The sequence below is a fragment of the Luteimicrobium sp. NPDC057192 genome (genome assembly GCF_042670205.1).
Lineage (GTDB): Bacteria > Actinomycetota > Actinomycetes > Actinomycetales > Cellulomonadaceae > Luteimicrobium.
This window is the reverse complement of record NZ_JBHUWD010000010.1, coordinates 1-18,328: the sequence shown is the minus strand read 5'-3', so window position 1 is coordinate 18,328 and position 18,328 is coordinate 1. Positions and strand designations below refer to the sequence as shown.

28 protein-coding genes and 1 pseudogene are annotated in these 18,328 nt (G+C 70.5%); 2 read left to right on the top strand and 27 right to left on the bottom strand.

What is annotated here, in order from left to right; genetic code table 11:
* Positions 1–54: 54 nt before the first annotated feature.
* From ACFT5B_RS06955 to ACFT5B_RS06925, 7 genes are all read right to left on the bottom strand, one after another.
* Positions 55–474 carry a hypothetical protein gene (locus ACFT5B_RS06955; RefSeq protein WP_386797262.1) on the bottom strand — a complete coding sequence of 140 codons (420 nt, stop codon included), beginning with the start codon at positions 472–474 and terminating at the stop codon, positions 55–57.
* A complete protein-coding gene (locus tag ACFT5B_RS06950; protein WP_386797261.1) occupies positions 467–832 on the bottom strand; it encodes an HK97-gp10 family putative phage morphogenesis protein in 366 nt (121 codons plus the stop codon). Before ACFT5B_RS06950 ends, ACFT5B_RS06955 begins: the two co-directional genes overlap by 8 nt.
* Positions 829–1,269: a DUF6093 family protein gene (locus ACFT5B_RS06945; protein ID WP_386797260.1), complete on the bottom strand. Its 441-nt coding sequence runs from the start codon at positions 1,267–1,269 to the stop codon at positions 829–831. Before ACFT5B_RS06945 ends, ACFT5B_RS06950 begins: the two co-directional genes overlap by 4 nt.
* Positions 1,270–1,271: 2 nt before the next feature.
* On the bottom strand, positions 1,272–1,673 hold the full coding sequence (locus tag ACFT5B_RS06940) for a hypothetical protein (protein ID WP_386797259.1): 402 nt from the start codon (positions 1,671–1,673) through the stop codon (positions 1,272–1,274).
* A 71-nt stretch (positions 1,674–1,744) separates the two neighbouring features.
* Complete coding sequence (locus ACFT5B_RS06935; RefSeq protein ID WP_386797258.1) at positions 1,745–2,803, bottom strand: Mu-like prophage major head subunit gpT family protein; 1,059 nt, start codon at positions 2,801–2,803, stop codon at positions 1,745–1,747.
* 14 nt (positions 2,804–2,817) lie between these two features.
* Complete coding sequence (locus ACFT5B_RS06930; protein ID WP_386797257.1) at positions 2,818–3,159, bottom strand: DUF2190 family protein; 342 nt, start codon at positions 3,157–3,159, stop codon at positions 2,818–2,820.
* A gap of 1 nt (position 3,160) precedes the next feature.
* Positions 3,161–4,420 carry a hypothetical protein gene (locus ACFT5B_RS06925; protein ID WP_386797256.1) on the bottom strand — a complete coding sequence of 420 codons (1,260 nt, stop codon included), beginning with the start codon at positions 4,418–4,420 and terminating at the stop codon, positions 3,161–3,163.
* Positions 4,421–4,445: 25 nt separating this feature from the next.
* Between ACFT5B_RS06925 and ACFT5B_RS06920 the strand changes: the two genes are divergently transcribed.
* Positions 4,446–4,664: a hypothetical protein gene (locus ACFT5B_RS06920; RefSeq protein WP_386797255.1), complete on the top strand. Its 219-nt coding sequence runs from the start codon at positions 4,446–4,448 to the stop codon at positions 4,662–4,664.
* Complete coding sequence (locus tag ACFT5B_RS06915; RefSeq protein WP_386797254.1) at positions 4,661–4,822, top strand: hypothetical protein; 162 nt, start codon at positions 4,661–4,663, stop codon at positions 4,820–4,822. Before ACFT5B_RS06920 ends, ACFT5B_RS06915 begins: the two co-directional genes overlap by 4 nt.
* Here ACFT5B_RS06915 and ACFT5B_RS06910 read toward each other — a convergent pair.
* From ACFT5B_RS06910 to ACFT5B_RS06815, 20 genes and pseudogenes are all read right to left on the bottom strand, one after another.
* Entirely contained in the window at positions 4,799–5,863 is a 1,065-nt protein-coding gene (locus ACFT5B_RS06910) for a phage minor head protein (RefSeq protein ID WP_386797253.1), read from the bottom strand. The two genes, ACFT5B_RS06915 and ACFT5B_RS06910, sit on opposite strands and share 24 nt — an antisense overlap.
* Before the next feature lies 1 nt (position 5,864).
* Positions 5,865–7,457, bottom strand: a complete 1,593-nt coding sequence (locus tag ACFT5B_RS06905) for a hypothetical protein (RefSeq protein WP_386797252.1) — start codon at positions 7,455–7,457, stop codon at positions 5,865–5,867.
* Between the two features lie 19 nt (positions 7,458–7,476).
* The gene (gene terL, locus ACFT5B_RS06900; protein WP_386797251.1) at positions 7,477–8,895 is read right to left on the bottom strand and encodes a phage terminase large subunit; all 1,419 of its coding nucleotides are present in this window, start codon (positions 8,893–8,895) and stop codon (positions 7,477–7,479) included.
* A 221-nt stretch (positions 8,896–9,116) separates the two neighbouring features.
* On the bottom strand, positions 9,117–9,680 hold the full coding sequence (locus ACFT5B_RS06895) for a GIY-YIG nuclease family protein (RefSeq protein ID WP_386797250.1): 564 nt from the start codon (positions 9,678–9,680) through the stop codon (positions 9,117–9,119).
* Positions 9,677–10,624 carry a hypothetical protein gene (locus ACFT5B_RS06890; protein ID WP_386797249.1) on the bottom strand — a complete coding sequence of 316 codons (948 nt, stop codon included), beginning with the start codon at positions 10,622–10,624 and terminating at the stop codon, positions 9,677–9,679. The genes ACFT5B_RS06895 and ACFT5B_RS06890 overlap by 4 nt, the downstream gene beginning before the upstream one ends.
* Positions 10,621–11,295 carry a hypothetical protein gene (locus tag ACFT5B_RS06885; protein WP_386797248.1) on the bottom strand — a complete coding sequence of 225 codons (675 nt, stop codon included), beginning with the start codon at positions 11,293–11,295 and terminating at the stop codon, positions 10,621–10,623. The genes ACFT5B_RS06890 and ACFT5B_RS06885 overlap by 4 nt, the downstream gene beginning before the upstream one ends.
* The gene (locus ACFT5B_RS06880; RefSeq protein WP_386797247.1) at positions 11,292–11,795 is read right to left on the bottom strand and encodes a hypothetical protein; all 504 of its coding nucleotides are present in this window, start codon (positions 11,793–11,795) and stop codon (positions 11,292–11,294) included. Before ACFT5B_RS06880 ends, ACFT5B_RS06885 begins: the two co-directional genes overlap by 4 nt.
* A 200-nt stretch (positions 11,796–11,995) precedes the next feature.
* Entirely contained in the window at positions 11,996–12,193 is a 198-nt protein-coding gene (locus tag ACFT5B_RS06875) for a hypothetical protein (RefSeq protein WP_386797246.1), read from the bottom strand.
* Positions 12,194–12,571: 378 nt separating this feature from the next.
* Complete coding sequence (locus tag ACFT5B_RS06870; protein ID WP_386797245.1) at positions 12,572–12,901, bottom strand: hypothetical protein; 330 nt, start codon at positions 12,899–12,901, stop codon at positions 12,572–12,574.
* Positions 12,894–13,682, bottom strand: a complete 789-nt coding sequence (locus tag ACFT5B_RS06865) for a hypothetical protein (RefSeq protein ID WP_386797244.1) — start codon at positions 13,680–13,682, stop codon at positions 12,894–12,896. Before ACFT5B_RS06865 ends, ACFT5B_RS06870 begins: the two co-directional genes overlap by 8 nt.
* Before the next feature lie 43 nt (positions 13,683–13,725).
* Positions 13,726–15,003 carry a replicative DNA helicase gene (locus ACFT5B_RS06860; protein ID WP_386797243.1) on the bottom strand — a complete coding sequence of 426 codons (1,278 nt, stop codon included), beginning with the start codon at positions 15,001–15,003 and terminating at the stop codon, positions 13,726–13,728.
* Positions 15,000–15,299 carry a hypothetical protein gene (locus tag ACFT5B_RS06855; protein ID WP_386797242.1) on the bottom strand — a complete coding sequence of 100 codons (300 nt, stop codon included), beginning with the start codon at positions 15,297–15,299 and terminating at the stop codon, positions 15,000–15,002. Before ACFT5B_RS06855 ends, ACFT5B_RS06860 begins: the two co-directional genes overlap by 4 nt.
* Entirely contained in the window at positions 15,296–16,096 is an 801-nt protein-coding gene (locus ACFT5B_RS06850; RefSeq protein WP_386797241.1) for a hypothetical protein, read from the bottom strand. The genes ACFT5B_RS06855 and ACFT5B_RS06850 overlap by 4 nt, the downstream gene beginning before the upstream one ends.
* On the bottom strand, positions 16,096–16,239 hold the full coding sequence (locus ACFT5B_RS06845) for a hypothetical protein (RefSeq protein WP_386797240.1): 144 nt from the start codon (positions 16,237–16,239) through the stop codon (positions 16,096–16,098). The genes ACFT5B_RS06850 and ACFT5B_RS06845 overlap by 1 nt, the downstream gene beginning before the upstream one ends.
* Positions 16,236–16,565 (bottom strand): DUF4326 domain-containing protein, encoded by a 330-nt coding sequence (locus tag ACFT5B_RS06840; protein ID WP_386797239.1) that lies wholly within the window; start codon positions 16,563–16,565, stop codon positions 16,236–16,238. Before ACFT5B_RS06840 ends, ACFT5B_RS06845 begins: the two co-directional genes overlap by 4 nt.
* Positions 16,562–16,987, bottom strand: coding sequence for a hypothetical protein (locus ACFT5B_RS06835; RefSeq protein ID WP_386797238.1), 426 nt, complete (start codon positions 16,985–16,987; stop codon positions 16,562–16,564). Before ACFT5B_RS06835 ends, ACFT5B_RS06840 begins: the two co-directional genes overlap by 4 nt.
* Positions 16,984–17,256 (bottom strand): hypothetical protein, encoded by a 273-nt coding sequence (locus tag ACFT5B_RS06830; protein WP_386797237.1) that lies wholly within the window; start codon positions 17,254–17,256, stop codon positions 16,984–16,986. The genes ACFT5B_RS06835 and ACFT5B_RS06830 overlap by 4 nt, the downstream gene beginning before the upstream one ends.
* The gene (locus ACFT5B_RS06825) at positions 17,253–17,594 is read right to left on the bottom strand and encodes a WhiB family transcriptional regulator (RefSeq protein WP_386797236.1); all 342 of its coding nucleotides are present in this window, start codon (positions 17,592–17,594) and stop codon (positions 17,253–17,255) included. Before ACFT5B_RS06825 ends, ACFT5B_RS06830 begins: the two co-directional genes overlap by 4 nt.
* Positions 17,591–17,791, bottom strand: a complete 201-nt coding sequence (locus ACFT5B_RS06820) for a hypothetical protein (RefSeq protein WP_386797235.1) — start codon at positions 17,789–17,791, stop codon at positions 17,591–17,593. Before ACFT5B_RS06820 ends, ACFT5B_RS06825 begins: the two co-directional genes overlap by 4 nt.
* Positions 17,788–18,328 (bottom strand): annotated as a pseudogene (locus ACFT5B_RS06815) (hypothetical protein); the annotation flags it as partial. The pseudogene ACFT5B_RS06815 and the gene ACFT5B_RS06820, both read right to left, overlap by 4 nt.

Sequence of the window (18,328 nt, the reverse complement as noted above, 5' to 3'; positions counted from 1 at the left end):
GGGCATGACGAGGAGCCCCGCAGGCGACGCCTGGGGGCTGGGTGGTGGTGTGGGTCAGGCCGTCTGGGCCCGGTACAGGAGCGGCACGAACCAGCGGGTTGGGCTGGTGTCGGTGTCCTTCTGGACGTTGACCGCCCCGGCGTCCTCACGGAGGGGGCCAGCGGTGCTGGTCAGGTGGACGCCCGCGACCTTCGCGCGGACGGCCACGGCGGCAGGGAGCACCCATGCGGGGTTGCCGGCGGCCACGGTGAGCTGCACCGGCCACACGAGGGACCCGTCCGGCTGCCCGCACAGGGGGTCGGCCTCGTCGGCGGGGTACCAGCCAGCGGACGGCCACACGACGACGTACGGGAAGACCTTCCCCGACGGGTCCGCGGGCGGCTTGTCGGGCACGTCCGCGTCGAACACGTTCACCGTGCCGATCGTCTTGAGCAGCGCGACGAGCGAGTCGTGGAGGTCCGCTGGGCTAGTCACCGAGCACCATCCGTGGGATCTGCCCGATGGCCTGTTCGAATGGCGCGGTGTTGCGTTCAAGGGCGGGCCGCATGTACGGCTGGGGTGCCGCGCGGGAGGTCCCGTACTCGACGAACCGGCCGTAGTTCGCGGTGGGTCCGATCACGGACTCGAGCAGGGTCGGCCGGTCGATGCCGATGGAGGCTCGCAGGTTCCCGGTGTCGACGGGGCACCCGATCCGGGCGTCGCGTTGCACGTCCTGGCCGGTCTTGGTGACGACGAGGCGCGCGAGGCGGGTGGCCTCCTTGCCTGCCTTCCCGTACTGGTCGGCGAGGTCGGTGAGCCCCGCGGTGTCGAAGGTGATCAGGGGGTCGCTCATGACGCCTCCTGGTTGGTCTGGTCGAGCTCGCACGTCAGGTCCCGCTCCCACGTGAGGGACCCGGTTTCGACGGACCGGACGGTGAACCTCTTGCCGACGAGGTCGGGGTCACCGTTCTCGGCGTTGCCGGTGATAACGACGGAGGTGACGTCCGCGGTGGGCTGCGGTGCGTCCTTCGGGATGACGACGAGGTACGTGGTGAGCGCGACGTCCTGGTCGACGGCGTCCGCCTGGCCGGACTGGGTGTCGTTCTGCTGCACCCTTGCGAGACCCGACCAGAGGACGGTGGGTGTGCCGGGTGTGGACCCGTTCACGGGGTCCCATCCGGACTCGCCGGGGTTCTCGAGGCGGATGGTCGCGGACATGGCGCCCTCGGTGACGGGGCGGTGGTGCTCCGACCATGTGGGGGGGATGACGGTCGTGGTGTCGAACGGCACGGTCACCACCCCCAGACGGGCGCCTCGGCGGCCTCCGCGCCTGTTGCGGGGTAGGGCTGGAACTCCGCCACCCCGAACCACGACGCGTCGTCGTCGTCCGTGGCGGCCTGGTCTCGCAGGGTGGCGGCGTGGTTGCGGAGGGCGTCCGCGACCTGCGCCCCATTCGTGGACAGGTCCTGCGTCTTGATGACCTTCGAGACCAGGGCCTCAGAGGTCGCGATGGCGTCGAGGGCGTCCGCTGCGGCACGCCGGATCCCGGCCCGCTCCGACGCTGGTGACGTCGGAGTGAGGCCGTAGGCCGCGAGGTACCCGGTGATCTGTGCGTCGTCGAGGATCTGGGTGACCCCGACGTCGGCGATGAGGAGGCGCACCTGTCCGGCGGCGGTGGTGTAGTCGACGGCCATGGTGCGCCTCCTCTCGTGGGTTGTGGCCCGGGTTCACCTGGGGGTCAGGTGCCGGGACCGTTCGGGATGGGTCAGGACGCCGGCACGGACGCGTAGGCGGCCGTGTTGATGAGCGCCGCGGCGCCGGTGACGTGGCGGACCCGGTACTGGATGGTGTCGTCGTCGAACGACCCGTCCTCCGGCGAGATCGCGCCGCCGCCGACAGAGTTGCCGGTGTCCGCCTTCACGCGGAGGTCCGGGTTCTCGTGACCGCGGAGGAACCCGACCGTCAGGGCGGGGCGGGCCGCGGACGGGTTCGGGAGCACGAACCACGTCTTGTTGACGAGGGTGTCGCTCGCGGCGACGACCGGAAGCCACGGGTTCACGACCAGCGACAGAGACCCCGCGAGCAGGTTCGGCTCGATCGAGGTCGTGTTGTCGGTCGTGGTCCGGATCTCCGACGCGTTGAGGATCCGCTTGGCGGTGAACTCGAGCGCCGGGGGCACCATGAGCACGCCACCCTGGATCACGACCGGGCGGCCGTCGGAGTCCTTGCGGGTGCTGATGTTCAGCAGCGCCGCCTCGAGCGAGTCCGCGGTGAGCGCGGCCGTGCCCGGGGCTGCCACGCCCGTGAAGAACGACGTGTTAAGGCCGGTCTTCGCCGCGTTGAACAGGGGCGTGACCGCGAGCCGCTCCTCCGTCTCCCGCGCCGCGGTGGCGAGACGGTCCGCGAGGTCCTCGAACGCGCCGAGGTCGTCGTTGATGAGCATCTCCCACGTGAGCGGGATCCGGGCGCCGTACTTGTCGACCTGGAAGTCGTACTTGCCCTCGGTGAGCTTGCGGGCCGGGTACTCCGTGGCCTGCTTGACCTTGTCGAGGCCCGCACGGCCGCCGAGGATGTCGACGAGCGTCTGCTTGCGGAAGTCGCGGACGGTCGACCGGCGGGCGAACTGCTGCCAGACCGGCTGGATGGCCTGGTAGCCGGTGAGGAGCTCGCGCTGGAACGACGACCCGAGCAGGTTCGGGAAGTCGGACGTGGTGAGGGTCTCCTGGATCTCGGCGCGGGCCCGAAGGTCACCGGCCATCGCGGCCTCGAACAGGCGGCGCGCCTCGAGGATCCGCCGGTTGCGGGGGAGGGTGCTGGTGCTCATGTCGTGGTCTCCTCTCAGACCTGGGCGATCGCGACGGTGGCGACACCGGCGGCAGCGGTGGCGGTGAGCGCGTACCCGAACAGCACGTTGTCCGTGGCGGTCGCGGTGAGCGTCATGGTGCGGGTCGTCTTGGCGTCCGCGTCGATGTACACGGGGTCACCGATGGCGACGGCGGCGTCGACGGGCAGGTTGAACGCGCCCTTGCGCCACACGGTCGCGGTGCCGTCGTCCGGGTCGCGGTCCGTCTGGGCGACACCCGGGAGGGAGCCGACAAGGACCGGGTCGGACGAGATGGTGTTGGCGACGACGGGCAGGGTCAGGTGGTCCGCGTCGCGGAAGACCTCGTTGATGGCCATGTCAGGCCTCCTTCACGGTGCGACCGTTGAGCTTCGCGAGCTCGCGGTCCAGGTCGGCCTCCGACAGGTCGTCCGTGTCGGGGGTGGTGGTCTGGCCGACGCCGCGGACGCGGCCGGCGCCCTGGGACTCGGCGAGGCGCGCGGCCCGCTCGGTCACCTGGGTGCGGAACGCGTCGAGGTCGATGCGACCCGACTCGGCGATGCGGGGCGCACCCGCGATGAGACCCGCGGTCTGCAGGTCGTCGAACTCGACGTCGGCCTCGCCGACGATCGTGCGGGCGGCGGCGACGTCCTGGGCCTCGACGAGAGCCGTGCGGGCCTCGTCACGCTCACGGATGGCCGCGTCGCGCTCCGACTCGAGCACGGTGGCCCGGCCGGCGTCCGTCCTGAGGGTCGCGAGCTCGCTCTCCTCGATCTGGGTCTGTGCCATGGTGTCCTCCTTGAGGGACTCGGTGGCTGTGGGCTGCCCGGCCGGACTGGTCGGGACACTGGGGTCGGCCTCGGTGGCCGGGTTGGTCTCTGCGACCTGGGGGGTGTCGTCGGGGTCGTCCCACAGGTCCCGCGTGTACAGCTGCGGGGCGTTGGTGTCGACGGACTGCACGAACGCGGTCAGGGCGTCCCCGATCGCGGACGACAGGGCGATGCGCTCTTCACGGGTGAGGCGCCCGTCGGCGAACATGTCGTCGGCGATGTTCGTGAAGCCCTGGTGGATCCGGGCTTCCATCCACTGCCCGACGTTCCGGGCCTCGGCGACGTCGGCTTCGCGGACTGCGAGGATCGCGCCCCCACGTCCCGCCTTGGTCACGAAGTCGATCGAGTAGCCCTCGGTGAGGGCGGTGATGATCGTTCCGCGCCGGCCTTCGGCTTCGCCCTGTTCGACCTCGGCGGCGGCCCGGATGCTGACGCCGATCGCGTCGGCCATGTCGGCGATGGGCTGGCGCCACGGCGCGAACACGCGAGCCTCGGCGACGAGGGCACCGATGCTGGGGTCCCAGCGGGCGTCCTCGGTGGTGACTGCGGCGAGGTCCTTGACGGTGCGCTCGGGGCGCTCCCACTGCTCGGTGGCGGTGGGGTGGTCGAGGAACATCTGCGTCCCGGCCGGGAAGATCTCGGGACCGGCGGCAGCCTGGAGCGCCTCGGTGGAGTAGTACCCGGACGATCCCCAGCCGGGCGAGATGATCTTGACGAGGAGCCGGGCGGGCCCGTCGGCGGGGGTTGCGGCCTCGGTGAGGGGCCGGGACTCGGTGAGGGTGACCGTCACGGCGACCTCCTGGGATGCTGGTGGGATGGCTGACAACGGCGTGGACCGGGTGGTCCTCCGAGGTGGCGCGCGAGATGGCAAGGTCTGGCCTGCCAACGGCGAGGCGGTGGGGAGGCACCTGCTGTTCCAGGAGCAGCACTTCCTGGGTGGCCCACGGGCGCGGTACGAGATCACGGATGAGGTCGTGGAACTGGGCGACGGCCCTGCGAACGTCGCCCGCTTGGTCGACGAGGGTCCGTTGTGACGCAGGACGACGACCGGGACTGCCCGGAGCACGTGTGGCAGCTCGTCGCGTACGACCTGATCCCCGGAGAGTCGATGCTCGAGTACGAGTGCACCCGGTGTGGTGCGACGTCGTGGGAGCGTGCGAACCGGCCGTCAGGCGGCGGTCAGAAGGGCTGAAACGGGGGTGACGACCTGCGACGTCCTCCACCCGGGCGTGCTCTTCGTGGTGGTCAGGTCGTCCCAGGTCACGTCGCCGGACTTGAGGAGTTCGAGGCGTTGCGGCCCCATGACGGCCCGCTGATCCTCGTCCGACAGTCCGTCGAACCACGTCCGGGCGTCCGGGAACGTGTCCTCCGGCTCGGTGATGCCATGGAACCCGAGGTCCCGCCACGACTTCACGGTGGGGACCGCGATGCAGCGGCCGTTCTGGTGGTCGTTCGGGCCTGGGGTACCGGGAGGGAACGTCTGCCCGTTCATTGCCAGGCACGACGGGCAGGTGCGGCGGTCGAGAGTCGCAAGCCACGTCCACCCGGTGAGGGTGTCGGTGTTCGCGTTCCGGTGTGCGAGGTCCGCGGCACGGTGGGCGTCGAGCATCTCCGTGCGGGCGATGGTGAGTGCCCGGGTGAGGCCACCGTTGAACCCGCCTTCGATGTCGCGGAGCATGTGGGCCGCGGCGGTGCGCGGGTTGTCCCCGAGTGCGACACCGCGAACGAGGTGCCGGTTCATGGCCGCGGTCGCCTCTGCGGACAGTGGCCGGGTGAGGGCCGTGACCTGCTGGGTGGTGCGCTCCACGATGGCCTGCAGTGACGCCGGGTCTACCCGGTTGAACTCGATGGACACCCCGCCCCGCTGCGTCTCCGGAGGCAGCTGGGAGTCGAGGATCCGGTCCCCCCACTCCACCGTCTCCGCGGTGAGGTCAGGGATGACACCGAGGATCGTGGTCCCGGTCGTGGCGGCCAGGTCGTCGAGCGCGGCCTGGGTGGCCTGCAGGGCACGGGTGACACGGTCGAGGCGCGCGATCCGCCACGCCGGGGGCCACGCACCGTTCGCGGCCTGGTAGGTGAGGAGGTCGTCGATGGCGACCTGCCACTGGTCGACGAGGTCGTCCCAGGTGGTGACCCATGCGGCGACGAGGTCGCGGGTGGCCTGGTCGACGTGCTTGTCGATGCTGGCGCGCATGCGGCGGATGAGGCGGAGGGTCTTGTCGTTGACGGCCACGTCAGGCCACCGCAGCAGCGGGGTCTTCGCCGCGCCGGAATGCCGCGGTGGCCGCGTTACCGACCGCTTGCCCGACGGTGGCGTAGGGGTCGATCCAGTTCCCGTCCGCGTCGGTCATCCCGTCGATGATCTCGTCGACGTCGTCCACACCCAGGGCGTGGAGCAGGAGCTTGGTGACCTCGATGGGCGGCAGCTTGCCCGTGTCGTCCGCGGTCTTGATCGCCTGCACGATCGTGACCATCGGGGTCTCGTCCAGGGGCGGCCACACGACCTCGATCGTCTGGTCCACGTCCCCCGTCAGGGCCACGGTCTCCTGCCCGGTCACCGGGTCACGGGTCACCGTGCCGCTGAGCGGCCCCCGGGGGGCCTTCACCGCCTGCACGACCACGTATCCGAGGATCTGCCGGAACACGTCCGCCCACATGGCGCGCCGCATCCCCATCTCGAGCTGTGTCGGGCGGTCGAGGGTCTCCGCGGTGGCGCGGGACCCGACCTGCCCGGGATCGGCGAGGAGCATGGTGACGGGGATGCCGAGTGCGGCGGCGATCATCGCGGCGAGGGGGCGGCCCGACTCGGAGTCGATGGTGGCGCCGGTCTTCGGGATTGCTTCGAGGGTGACGTCGGGGCCCATGACGGCGGTGGCGCCGGCGTTGGTGTCGTTGCCCGGCAGGCCACCGGTGGAGGGGCGCCGTGCGATGGCCTGCCGGAGCCTGGCAGCCTTGGACCCGTTCGCCGAGGTGGCCTTCCACGCGAACTGGGACAGGGCCTTGACGAGGGTGGCCCAGTCGGCGAGGAAGTCACGGTAGGCGCGGGCCCAGGAGAGGGCCGCGTAGGCGTCGCCGATGCCGAACGACCACCCGTCGAGCTCGTTGACCTTCACGTGCTTGATGGGGGAGTCCCAGTACACGGGTGCCCCGTTGACGGTCTTCGGGCGGGCGAGGGGCCGGTACCGGAGCGACGGGTAGAACGCGGTCTGCTGCGACGTCGTGACGCGGCCGTCGAGGCTGACGGTCGTCTGGTTCCAGACCCGCTTGTAGTACCAGGGGTCGTCCTTGTCGTCCGGGTTCGCGATGACGTCGGTGATCTCGTCGAACGGGATGCTGCGGACCTGCACGCGCCCGGTGAGGGGCGAGGTGAAGCACGCGAGGAACACGTTCCCGTCCGTGCCCAGTGCCCGCTCAAGGGTCTCGTGTGCTTGGTCCCCGGTCAGGGCGGCCTTGTTGCCGGGGTCGTCGAGGAACGCCTGCACGACGGCGTTGACGTCCTGCCCGTCGTCCTGGCCGGCGCGGGCTTGGATCTGGACGCCCTGCCCCCAGATGTACGCGGCCCGCACCCCCAGGCCGCGCTTGATGAGGGGGTTCTGGACGGCCATGACGCGGGCGACCTTCGCGGCCCGGCCGAGACCGTCCCGCGTGAACTCCGTGTCGGCCTGCGTGGTGAGGCGTTCCCAGCCGCGGTCCTCGAGCATGAGCTCCAGGTCGGCGACGGACTCGTTGAGGAGTTCGAGCTGGTTCTCCGCGGCCTGGGCACGGGTGACCGCGGACGCAACGACGGTGGACTCTTCGAGGCCGAGGAACTGGCGGATGCGACCCACGGGTCACCTCCGTCCGGTGTCAGTAGGTGCCGAGGTAGGAGTGCGGGTCGTCGTCCACCAGGTCGTCTGACGTCCACGTGTCGTCCTCGAGCAGCGGGGCGAGGAGGAGCTGGTCGAGGGCCTGAGACATGGCGTCGATGGTGTCGTCGTGGGCGCCGTTGGGGAACGCTGCGGCTTCGGTGGTGAGCTCGTCGACGTTTGGGAGGAGTGCCGGCTCGGGGAGGTGGACGTTGTGGGCGTGGACGAATGGGGACACCGCGGCGGCCCGGGCGTACTTCGACCCGCGTGGTTCGACGGGGATCATGCCGCCCAGGCGTGAGGAGAGGGACGACATGATGGCCGGGCCGTTGGCCTTGTCCTCGACGAGCTTCGCGACGGCTTGGGGCCACCGGGCGGTCATGGCGAGCATCGCGTCCACCGACGCGGTGAACGAGAGTCGGGCGCGGACCATGTCGAGGAGGTACGCGTTGACGCCGATGCGGAGCCACACCTGCCCCACGACGTAGTCGGAGGACTTCGTGTCCTTGAACGTGAAGTCCCACGACTGGACGAGCTCGGCGTCCTGGGTATCGAGACCGGGGACGCTCCGTGCCCCGTCGGGCCGCTCGATCCAGAGGGGCTGGTCGTATCGGGCCCAGGTCTCGGGGAACAGGTCGCCGGCGAGAGGTGACGGGTGCCCCTGGTAGAGGGCTGCCCAGGTGCGGGGCCCGGCCTGGACCTTGCGGCGTTCCCACTGTGCTGTGGTGCGGCCACGGGCGGAGATCATGAACTCGCCGGGCTGGCGGCCGAGGATGTCGGTCTCCCCGTTCTCGGGCCGGTGGTCGGCCTGGGCGGGGATGTTCACGACCTTCCACAGGTGCCCGTCTTCGGCGGCCTGGAGGCGACCAGCGAGGTCGTCGTGGTGCCACCTCGTGAGGATCACGATGACGGGCGCGCCGGGGGCGAGGCGGGCGGACGCGACGTCGGTCCACCAGTCCCAGGCGCGGTCCCGGTACACCTCGGAGTCCGCTTCGATGCGGTCCTTGAGGGGGTCGTCGATGATGAGGACGTCGGCGGGGCGGGAGGTGAGACCACCGCCGATGCCGACGGCGTAGACGCCGCCGAGGTGGTCGGCGATCTGGAACTCGTGCTGGGCGGCGACATCGTCCGCCACGGCGACGCCCAGGGTGGCCTGGTGGGTGCCGATCTCGCCGCGGATCAGACGCCCCATGCGCCGCGCCACGGTCGCGGCGTACGACGCGATGATGATGCGGGTATCGGGGCGGTCGGTGAGGACCCACGTCGGCGCCCACTTCGTCGCCAGCGTCGACTTCCCCTCCTGCGGGGGCATCGAGATGATGAGCCGCGCGTCCGGGGTCGTGAGCGCCTCGGTGATCGCGGCGTTGATGACGTCGAGGGCCGGTGTTCGGTGGAACTTCGGGTCGAGGTCGACGGCCATCTCGGCTGGTGTCGGCCACCTCGGGGGCGGCTTGGGTTCGAAGGCGCGGGCTGCGTGTTCGAGGAAGGCGAGCGACATGGGCCGCTCACCTTCCTCGGGTCCGGCCGGCGGAGACCGGAGTCTGGGTATGGGAAGAGCCCAGGAGCGTGGCTCACCGGGCTCTTCCGACAACGGTTCGATCTGAGCACAACCTATCCTTCGCGGAGCGGTCCCGCCACCGATCAGACGACGGCGCGGCCCCGGCGTCGCGCGCGCTTCCCAGCGACCACCTGCCGGTTCGGCTGGGTGTACTGGTAGGCGTGTCGTGCGGGGTCGCCGTACTCGGCGCAGAGCGTCGCGATCCACTCGTCCAGCTCGGAGTTCGGGGTGAACCACTCGCGGCCGTGCGCGAGGTGCGCCCGGAAGTGCTCGTGCCGTGCAGCCTCGGTGTTCCGTGTGCCCGGCTCGACGGCGAGGAGGACGGCCGTGGGCGGGTAGTCGGACATGCGCCGGCGGACGTCGCGGGCGTAGCCGATCTTCACGGTGTCGTCGATCCGCAGGTAGTACACCCAGCCTGGGACACTCTCGTCCGGGTCGAGGCGCACCCCGGCTTCCACCTTCGCCGTGGCGGTCGCCAGAGCCTCGGCGTCAGCGGTCACGCGTGCCTGGGTGCGATCGTCCTGGGCGGTCTCGTAGCGGCTCAAGGACTGGGCGGCGATGACGGCGTGCGCCATGCACATCGGGATGTCCAGCCGCGGGTCAGGTGTGCGCTGGCAGCCGAACCATGCGCACCTGTTCCGGCTCATGCGGGGACCTTCACGGAACGACGAGCGGCGTTGACGCGTCGGAGCTGTTCGATGACGTGACGCGGGGTGAAGAGCTTGCGGCCGTCCCGTTCCGTCGTGGGGACCAGCGTCTTGCGGTGCACGAGCCCGTAGATCTGGGACGAGGTGACTGGGACACCGAGCCCGTTGAGGACGCGTGCGAGGTCCGACACGGGGAACGCCATGTCGTCGATCTGTGCGAGGAGCCAGGCGCGCCGGTCGGCTACGTCGTACTCGGCGCCACAGCTGGGGCAGGGGATGGCGTGGGCGCCTGGGCGGGCGTAGAGCTCCCCGTCGCAGTCCCGCGCGAGTCCGTCGGGGTCGGTGATGGTGGCGGTGCAGGGGCCGGCGTACTTGCGGTCTGCGGGCCGGTCGATGACGCGGAGTGCGTTGCGGAGTCCGGCGGTCATCTCGTCGATGGCTGCGGGCCCGTCGGGCTGCTGCCGGAGCCACCCGACCTGCGCGGCGAGCCACGGCCCGAGAGCCTGGAGGGTGTCGAAGGGGCGGAACAGGCCGCGCCGGTGGGCGATGTCGTCGCCCCACCTGCGGAGGGTGTCGAGGAGCACCCACTTCGCTTCGGAGGGCGTGTACCCGTACGGGAGGGGTGTGGTGGCGGCGGTCTGGGCGTAGGTGGCGTCGGTCTGGTCGGGGTGGACGACGGTGGGGCGGGTGATGGCGTCGTCGAGGTCGGCCGCGAGGCCGTGACGGACGGGGACGTCGCCGGTCTCCCGGTACGGGTTGGTATCCGCGTCGAAGGGAAGGTGCGGGTAGGTGAGGACGCGGGCCCGCTGCCGCTCTTGGTCGGGGAGGAGGAGCAGGAGCCGGTGGAGTCGTTCGGCGCATTCGACGCAGACGTAGGCGGTGTCGGGGATGTCGCGGGCGCAGTCGTCGAGGCCGCACTGCTGGTTGGTGTGCCGGTGCTTCACAGTCCCCTGACCTCCGTTGTCGGCTGCTCTTGGATGTGCTGTCGGATGAGCCCAGCCGCCTGTAGCTGGGTGGTGGCGCGGGGCCGGTACCCGCATGAGCAGACGGGGTCGCCGCAGTCGTCGGCGATGAGGGTGTGGTCGCCGTCTTGGATGAGGATGAGGTTGCCGATCGGGTCGCGTTCGAACCTCACTGGTCCCCTCCGGGGGGTGAACGTGACGGGGCCGGTGATGAAGTCGGCGGGTCGTGCGGCGGCGAGCTCCGCGGCCGTCGGGGCGTGCGGGTTAGCAGGGCGCAGGGACGCCACGGACACGCGAGGCTCGATGGGCGGAGCGGCGGGAGGTTCCGCGACGTGCATGTGCACGACGCGGATGTCGTCCCCGCTGGCTCGTCCGATCAGCTGACACAGGAACAGGAGGTCGTTGCGGTCGAGCGGCCCGTGTTCGGTTGCACGGTGGGGAATGAAGATCCTGCCGCCGGGACGGATCCGGGTCATGACCGCGCTGTCGAGCCACTCCTGTTCGCGGTCTGTCGCTGCCGGCCGGTCGAGGACGGCAGCGTCGAGGGGTGGTGTGCCGAGGGTGGCGGCGCACCAGTGGATCCCGTGCGGGAAGGCGTCGGACACGACGATGAGGCGGGACCCGCGGGCGTTGGTGATGGTCGGCGCGGTCATGCGGCACCGCCGGCGATGACGCGGAGCTCCCGCGGAACGACCTCGGGGACCCTGGCTTGCTGGTCGGGGGTGAGGTCGAGGGCGGCAAGGATCCGGGTGATGGCGAGGGCGACAAGGTCGCCTTGCTGCTCGGCGAGACGGACCCTGCGCTCTTCGACGCCGGCCTTCAACGCTGCTGTGCACACGGTCACGAGGTGCTTGCGCTCCGCCTCGTAGAGGACGTACCAGATCGAGGGCTTGGCTTCCTCGGTGGTGCCGCGGTCGTCCCCGCCTTCCTTGACCTTGGTCTGCCCCCACACGAGGTCCTGTTCCTCGAGTTCGGCGACCTTGCCGCGGAGCCACTGGACGTGTCCGGCGGTCCACTGGACTTCTTGGAGGAGGGCGTCGGTGGGGGTGATGTCGACGGGTAGCCCGAGGGTGGCGACCTGTCGGGCTGCTTCTTGCTCGGCGAGGCGACGCTGGGCGGCGTCGCGGGCTCTCGGTGATGCCGCGCCGTGCATGCGGCACACGTTGGCGCCGGCGACGGGTTGGTTGCCGCAGGGGTTGCCAGCCCGGTTGTGGGCTCGGCACCCGGGGTGGGTGATACCGCAGGTGGTGCAGGGTTCCGACACAGGTCCGCCTCCGTGTGCTGGGCGAACAAGCGTAGAGGCGAACCTGTGTCGTGGCTACCGATCGGGTGGACGGTAGACGGGGGTGTTGGTCAGGCCGACCGGTTACGGTCCAGCTCGAGCAACTCCTCGAGGCTCGCACCCTTGGCGGCCCGACGGATCAGCCGGTTCAGGTGCTTCGGGTCCTCGGTGGTGCGGTGCCCGAGGAGCGAGGCGACGGTCCCGTTGGCGCGGCGGGCGCGCTCGGTCTTGGTCGGAGGCTTCTCGGGCTGAGGGTGGTGTGCGAACATGGGCACTCCTCCTTCTGGGGGTTCCGGACGGCCCGCGCTTTCCCTCTTGGCGGATGGATGAGGCGCGGGCCGTCGGCGTGTCCGGGCTGGTGAGAGCCCGTCCCTCGAACGGGTGTTCGTGGTGTCCGTGAACCTACGCGCGTGTCATTCCCCTGCCAAACGTCCCTGTTGATGGGGCTGTGGAAAACGTGGGGGTGAACGGGGGATTTCGGTGGACGAACGGTGCACGGCGAGGTGGACAACATCCGGGGTGTGACGAGCGCGGTCACCTGACCTGCATCGATGTTCGTTGGGGCCTGTGGAGGAGGATCTACTCGGCCGACACGCCGGGGCGCTGTAGTCCGAGAGGATGACCTAGCCGACCGGGGACCGCGGAGCTCATCCCTCGGCCTCGATCCGGTCGGCGCGGTCACGGAGCCAGTCGGGAACTGGGACGTACTGGCCTGTGCGCAGGTCGCCGACGCCGTCGGTCCACACCTTGTCTGCGAGCCAGAGCGCCGAGTCCCAGTGCGGGTCAATGCGGAGCGTCTCGTCAGCCGCCTCACGCAGCGCCTCCACCGCGCCCTCACGCCGAGCCTCCGCCCGCACCTGGGCGAGGAAGCGGTCGAACTCGGCAGCGAGGGCAGCGTTGAGGAAGTACGGGGCGCTCTCGTCGTAGGCGTACGTCGCGCGCACCTCGTCCTCGGTGGGCGTGTACGGCTCAGCCATCGATCCTCCCTCCCTCGCGTGCGATGCGGGCGGCACGGAGCATGTCCATGCTCTGCGACGAGCGCGGGTCCACGTTCTCCACGGATGACTCGATCTCCCGCGCGACCTCCTCACGCACCTCCGCCTCCGACTTCCCCTCCCACGCGGCAAGGATGGCGTCGGCCTCCTCGCGCCAGGTCTCCTTGACCTCCTCGGTGAAGAGCGTCGGGTCGTCCCACGAGGCCCGCCAGCCACCGCGCCGCTCCCAGATGATGCGGGCGAGGGCTTCTCGGTCGGGCTTGACCGTCGCGGGCAGCAACGCGAGCACCCACTCGGCACCGGACATGAACCGGGCGCGCTCTAGAGCGTCCGTCACGGTGCCCTCGGGGAAGCGGCGGTGCGCCTCGTTGTTGGCCGCTTCCCGGTCGACCGTCGTCGCCACCTTGCACGGGCTGAACTTGTCCACGGCGAGGTCCGCACACTTCTCGTGACGGCATCCCGTCGTCGCCACCTCGCCGTCTCCTCCGCACGTCGAGCAGGCGAACGGGGTCGCAGCTCGGCCCACGCGAACCTGCTCGTAGGTCGCACCGTCCCCGTGGCACGTCGGGCACTCTCGCGTCGCCACCGGCTCGTCGGGGGTGAGGAGGGTGGCGGGCAGGTACGCGAGCAGCCAGTCCGTCGTTGGGTGCAGGACGGACGCCCATGCGCGCCCGTTGTCCTGCCAGGCGACACCGTTGCGGTCCAGCACCACGCTCCCCACGGGAAGCGCGTCCAGTTCGGCGGCGGTCGTGATCGTGGTCATGCGTTCTCCGTGGGGTGACGTGGGTTGATGCGTTTGCATGGGGTCAGGCGGCGGCATGGGGTGTCCAGGTGGCGTTGTCGAGGCGCGCGTAGTGGCCGCGGCGGGTGAGCTGGAGGGCACCGGTGGCGCCTTGCCGGTTCTTCGCGACGGCGACCTGCATTTCGGTGGGGTCGTTCTCTTCGACGTGGAGGAGGAGGACGACGTCGCTGTCCTGTTCCAGGGAGCCGGATTCGCGGAGGTCGGCCATGGTGGGGCGCCGGTCCGTCCTGGCCTCGGATGCTCGGTTGAGTTGGGAGAGGGCGATGATCGGGACGTTGAGGTCCTTGGCGAGGATCTTGAGGTCGCGGGACATTTCGGCGACGACTTCGTGGCGGGGGCGTTTGTCGCCGCGGCCGGTGGTCATGAGCTGGAGGTAGTCGACGATGATGGCGGCGAGGGGTCCGCGGCGGGTGAGGGTGCGGGCGTGGGAGCGGATGTCGGTGGTGGTGACGGCGGACCGGTCGTCGATGCTGATGGGTAGGTCGGCGATGTCTTGGCGGTGGCGGGCGATGGCGTCCCAGTCGGTGGGTGTGAGTTCGCGGCGGGTGAGGTGTCCCATGTCGACGCGTGCGACGGCGGCGAAGAGGCGTTCGTGGACTTCTTGGCGGGTCATCTCGAGGGAGTTGAACGCGACTTGGCCGTGGCCGGCGAGGCCGATGGCTGCGCCGAGGGCGACGAGGGATTTTCCGACGCCTGGTCGGGCTCCGACGATGTAGAGGCCGCCTGGTCGCCAGCCGCCGATGAGGTGGTTGAGGTCGGCCCAGGGTGTGGGGGTGAGGGTGGAGGTGGTGTCGAGGTTGTCGATGGTGGTATCGATGTCGTCGGCGAGGAACCCGGTGTCAGCAGTGGCCACCGACGTGGCGTCGATCTCGGCGCGGGCGATCTCGACGAGCTCGCCGGCGGGGGTGTCGGCTTGGACGAGTTGGTGGAGGCGGGTGGCGACGGCGTCGATGCGTCGGAGGGTGGCTTTGTCGGTGACGATGCGGGTGTAGTGGTCGGCGAGGGCGGTGGTGGGGGCGGAGCCGTAGAGGTCGGCGATCCAGGTGGGGTCGATGCGGACGGGGAGTCGGCCGAGGTGGGCGCGGAGGGTGGCGGGGTCGGTGGGGGACTGGTCCTTGCGGAGGTGGCGCATGAGGTCCCAGAGGTGGCCGAGGCGGGCGTCGCGGAAGTCGGGTTCCGACAGGTGGGTGTCGTCGATGACGGTGGGGTCGTGCATGGCGATGCCGACGATGGCGGTCTCCGCGGTGGCGGTCTCGTCGGGGGTGAGCTCGTGGTCGGTCATCGAGGCTTCCGGATCCCGAGGCTCACGAGGAACTTCTCACGCTCCTCGCGTTGCCGCTGGTGCGAGATCTCGGACGCCTCCTCCTCGGTCACGGCGGGCCCGTCGAGCTTCTCCCCGGACCAGGACTCGTAGAGCTCACCTGTGTCGCCGTCGTCGGCACGCATGTCCCACGAGGTGCCGCAGGTCGGGCACGTCCAGCCGTCACCGTCAGTCTCGAGATCGACGTCGCACGTGGAGCAGGTCGGGTAGTGGATGACGAGCTGCGGGGCCTCCGCGAGCTTGAGGTACTCGGTCATGCGGGTTCGTCTCCTCGTGCTGGCTTGTCCCAGACGCTGCTGCCTGGTCGTGGTCGGTCGGCTGGCCCGGATGGTCGGCGCCGGGTGACGGCGTTCCCGAGCCACTTGTCGAACTCGGCGTCCCAGTCCAGGGACGTGACCCGCTTCGACTTGCAGTGCGCCCGGAACTGCCGGTCCTCGTGCTTGAGGTCGATCCCGTTCTCGAGCGCGTAAGCCTTGTGCGAGGTCGTCGGGGCCCACGAGGCCGGGAGGACGTGCCTCGGGATCGACGTCTCGAGCTGCGGCGGGGCGGCGTCGCGGTCGCCTCTGGGAGGTGAGGTAACCGTCTCTCTATCCCTATTGGGTACGGGTACGGGTACGGGGGATTCGCCCCCGATTCGGGTAGCGATCGGGTGACCCGATCGGGTACCCGATGGGGTGTCGCCCTTCTGGCACCACTCGCAGTCCGGGACCACGAAGCGCCGCTTCACGTGCCAACGGCGGTGGTTCCCGAACGACCCGGCCTCAGACTCCGCGGCCTGCTTCGCCTTCGTCGACGCCGAGTCCGGGTTGCGCTCCGACCACTGGTGGAACCGATACCCGCCGTCCGCCTTCTCCCACAGGCCGACCTCGACGAGCCTCTCGGCCTCGCCCTTCGTCCCGTCCAGGGCACGGAGCATGTCGGCCGGCACGAACCCGTCCGTCGGGTGCTCACAGCACCACGACAGGGCCGTCGCCCACAGCGCCCGGGCGCCCTTCGAGGCGCGCCGCCACTTCACGTGCGAGTGGAGCTTGTCGTCGATCTTGCCCCACGCCATCAGGCGTCCTCCTCGTCGGTGATGTGGTCGATGGGGTCAGGGTCTGGGACGTCCCAGCCCTCGTCGGGGTCGTTCTGGGTGGTCTCCCAGGCGGCGAGGTCGCTGGCGATCGTGGCGTGCGCCGCCGCCGACAGGCCCGTCATGTCAGATCTCCGTTCGCGAGCTCGAGCAGGACGTCGGCGTGGCACGGGTCGCCGGGCTTGCACCAGCAGGCAAGGTCGTGGCCGCGCAGCTCGGGCAGGTGCTTCCGGGCGAGGATCGCGTCGACCATGCCCGAGCGCGTGAGCCACCTGCGGTAGTCGCGCACGGCATCCTCGGCTGTGCGGACGAACCGCCGTCCAGAGTTGTCCTCGTACTCGGAACCGACGACGAACCGGTTGCCCCACCGCGACGGCCGGGCGACGACGATCGCGCCCTCAGGCTTGCGCCAGCCCTTCGTGCGGCGGAGCTGGATGCGCTGCGGGGTCATGACGCCTCCCGGATGGTGATGACGGCACCCACCGAAAGGCCGACGCTGGGGTACCTCTTCGACGCAGACAGGTCGATCACCGTCGAGTCGTCCGGGAGCACGCCCGCGCGGCCGTGGCGCCGGTCCTCCGACAGGGCGTCCAGGACGGCCCGGCAGTGCTTGTCCAGGTCCCCCGACGACCGGGTGATCGGGTACGACCGGCGCACCGTCTTCGGACGAGGCACGACGATCAGGACGTCGACCGACACCGCGGCCGGCGCGACCCACCCCGCGAGCTGCGCGGAGTCCAGGGCGGCGTCACGGACCTTGTCCATCCACGGCTTCGTGGCCGTGATCTGCTCGATCATCCGACCGTGCCCGACGTGGCGAAGCGATCCCTTCGGGGCTGGGATCCCGCGGACCGTGAACGTGAGGGCGCTCATGCCGCCACCACCAGTCGGTAGGTCCGCAGGTGCGACCGCTCCCCGTTCGCGACCAGGCGGGCGCGGACGTCCCAGCGATCACACCGGGCGAGGAACCGCTCCAACGCGGTCTCGCTCACGCCCTGACGTCGGATCGCGCCCTCCCACGTCTCACCCGTCGCCGCCATGAACTCCAGGTCCTCGAGGCGCGCTTCCTTGCGTTCGGTCGCTCGGGCGGTCTGGGTCCGCCGGCCCTTCTCGCCACCGGCGATGAGGTTGTCCGCGTTCACGCCGCGACCTCGCTTGCGTCGTCGCCGAACGTGATGGTGCCGGTGACGAGTGCCTGCCGCTGCTTGGGAGTGAGGCCGCCCCGCATCCCGAACCGGTAGTTCCCCGTCTCCTCCCGCATCGCTGCGTTCAGGCACGTCTCCCACACCGGGCACGCGTCGCACAGGGCCCGCGCCGGGTCGTACCAGCTGGTCGGGACCCGGCCCTCCGGGAAGAACATCTCCGTCGGCCAGTCCTTGCAGGCGGCCCGCTCATCCCACCGCTCCCCAGGCTCCAACCCCGTCGACGTCGACGCGGAGCTCGGGCGGGTCAGGGTCTGTGGTCGAAGGTTCGTGGTCATGCTGGCTCCTTGGGGCAGTCGCAGGGGGTGGTGGTGTTGCGGTCGAACCGGACCGCGATGTCGTGTCGGTCGTGCCGCTCGAGGTACCGGCGGGCGTGCCGCTCCAGGTTGGCCATCAGGGCGCACGCGTCGTGCCAGCAGCCGCCCGTCGCGGCGAGCACCTCGAGGGCACGCAAGTGGCGAAGGGGCCCGGTCATGCGGCCACCGCCAGAGCCTCCGCGCGGACCGTGAGCAGGTGGCGCAGCGCGGCCTCTGCCTGCTGTGGCACGACCCCGTTTCCGAGCGCCTTCAACTGCTCGTTGCGGGTCGTGTCTGTGTCGGTGACCCAGCCGTCGGGGAGGCCCATCATCCACTCGACGAACCGGGGCGACAGCCGCTCCGCTCCACCCTTCCCGGTGGGCTCCGTAGGCGAGGGGGCGGGCCGTCCGAGGATGGCTTCCCAGCGCTCGACGGCGGCGGAGTAGTCACCGAACCGCTGCTCCGAGGCGATCCCGTTGAGCAGCAACTCGTCAGACCGTGCGCCCGAGCGCGCCTTGCGTCCTCCCTCGACGTCGGCGACCGACGGCGTGGGCAGCAGGGTGACCGCGCTCGGGTTGGCGTCGGCAGCAGCACCTGCCCCTGCGGCCGGTTGTCGTCGGACCGCTTCGCGCCGAGGCCGTACATCGTCTCCGTCCCCGACGCCCCGCGTGGCGCGCGGCGTCGGAAGGAGTCCCGCTCGCTCGACGTGGAGGCGC

Excerpts from the sequence above, each read along its gene's own strand:
- ACFT5B_RS06880 (WP_386797247.1), bottom strand. The coding sequence starts at position 11,795 with ATGCACGGCGCGGCATCACCGAGAGCCCGCGACGCCGCCCAGCGTCGC.
- ACFT5B_RS06855 (WP_386797242.1), bottom strand. The coding sequence starts at position 15,299 with ATGACCGAGTACCTCAAGCTCGCGGAGGCCCCGCAGCTCGTCATCCAC.
- ACFT5B_RS06835 (WP_386797238.1), bottom strand. The coding sequence starts at position 16,987 with ATGAGCGCCCTCACGTTCACGGTCCGCGGGATCCCAGCCCCGAAGGGA.
- ACFT5B_RS06920 (WP_386797255.1), top strand. The coding sequence starts at position 4,446 with ATGGCTGACAACGGCGTGGACCGGGTGGTCCTCCGAGGTGGCGCGCGA.
- ACFT5B_RS06865 (WP_386797244.1), bottom strand. The coding sequence starts at position 13,682 with ATGACCACGATCACGACCGCCGCCGAACTGGACGCGCTTCCCGTGGGG.
- ACFT5B_RS06850 (WP_386797241.1), bottom strand. The coding sequence starts at position 16,096 with ATGGCGTGGGGCAAGATCGACGACAAGCTCCACTCGCACGTGAAGTGG.
- ACFT5B_RS06840 (WP_386797239.1), bottom strand. The coding sequence starts at position 16,565 with ATGACCCCGCAGCGCATCCAGCTCCGCCGCACGAAGGGCTGGCGCAAG.
- ACFT5B_RS06860 (WP_386797243.1), bottom strand. The coding sequence starts at position 15,003 with ATGACCGACCACGAGCTCACCCCCGACGAGACCGCCACCGCGGAGACC.
- ACFT5B_RS06930 (WP_386797257.1), bottom strand. The coding sequence starts at position 3,159 with ATGGCCATCAACGAGGTCTTCCGCGACGCGGACCACCTGACCCTGCCC.
- ACFT5B_RS06950 (WP_386797261.1), bottom strand. The coding sequence starts at position 832 with ATGAGCGACCCCCTGATCACCTTCGACACCGCGGGGCTCACCGACCTC.
- terL (WP_386797251.1), bottom strand. The coding sequence starts at position 8,895 with ATGGCCGTCGACCTCGACCCGAAGTTCCACCGAACACCGGCCCTCGAC.
- ACFT5B_RS06895 (WP_386797250.1), bottom strand. The coding sequence starts at position 9,680 with ATGAGCCGGAACAGGTGCGCATGGTTCGGCTGCCAGCGCACACCTGAC.
- ACFT5B_RS06825 (WP_386797236.1), bottom strand. The coding sequence starts at position 17,594 with ATGACCACGAACCTTCGACCACAGACCCTGACCCGCCCGAGCTCCGCG.
- ACFT5B_RS06870 (WP_386797245.1), bottom strand. The coding sequence starts at position 12,901 with ATGGCTGAGCCGTACACGCCCACCGAGGACGAGGTGCGCGCGACGTAC.
- ACFT5B_RS06875 (WP_386797246.1), bottom strand. The coding sequence starts at position 12,193 with ATGTTCGCACACCACCCTCAGCCCGAGAAGCCTCCGACCAAGACCGAG.
- ACFT5B_RS06940 (WP_386797259.1), bottom strand. The coding sequence starts at position 1,673 with ATGGCCGTCGACTACACCACCGCCGCCGGACAGGTGCGCCTCCTCATC.
- ACFT5B_RS06885 (WP_386797248.1), bottom strand. The coding sequence starts at position 11,295 with ATGACCGCGCCGACCATCACCAACGCCCGCGGGTCCCGCCTCATCGTC.
- ACFT5B_RS06935 (WP_386797258.1), bottom strand. The coding sequence starts at position 2,803 with ATGAGCACCAGCACCCTCCCCCGCAACCGGCGGATCCTCGAGGCGCGC.
- ACFT5B_RS06820 (WP_386797235.1), bottom strand. The coding sequence starts at position 17,791 with ATGACCGGGCCCCTTCGCCACTTGCGTGCCCTCGAGGTGCTCGCCGCG.
- ACFT5B_RS06845 (WP_386797240.1), bottom strand. The coding sequence starts at position 16,239 with ATGACGGGCCTGTCGGCGGCGGCGCACGCCACGATCGCCAGCGACCTC.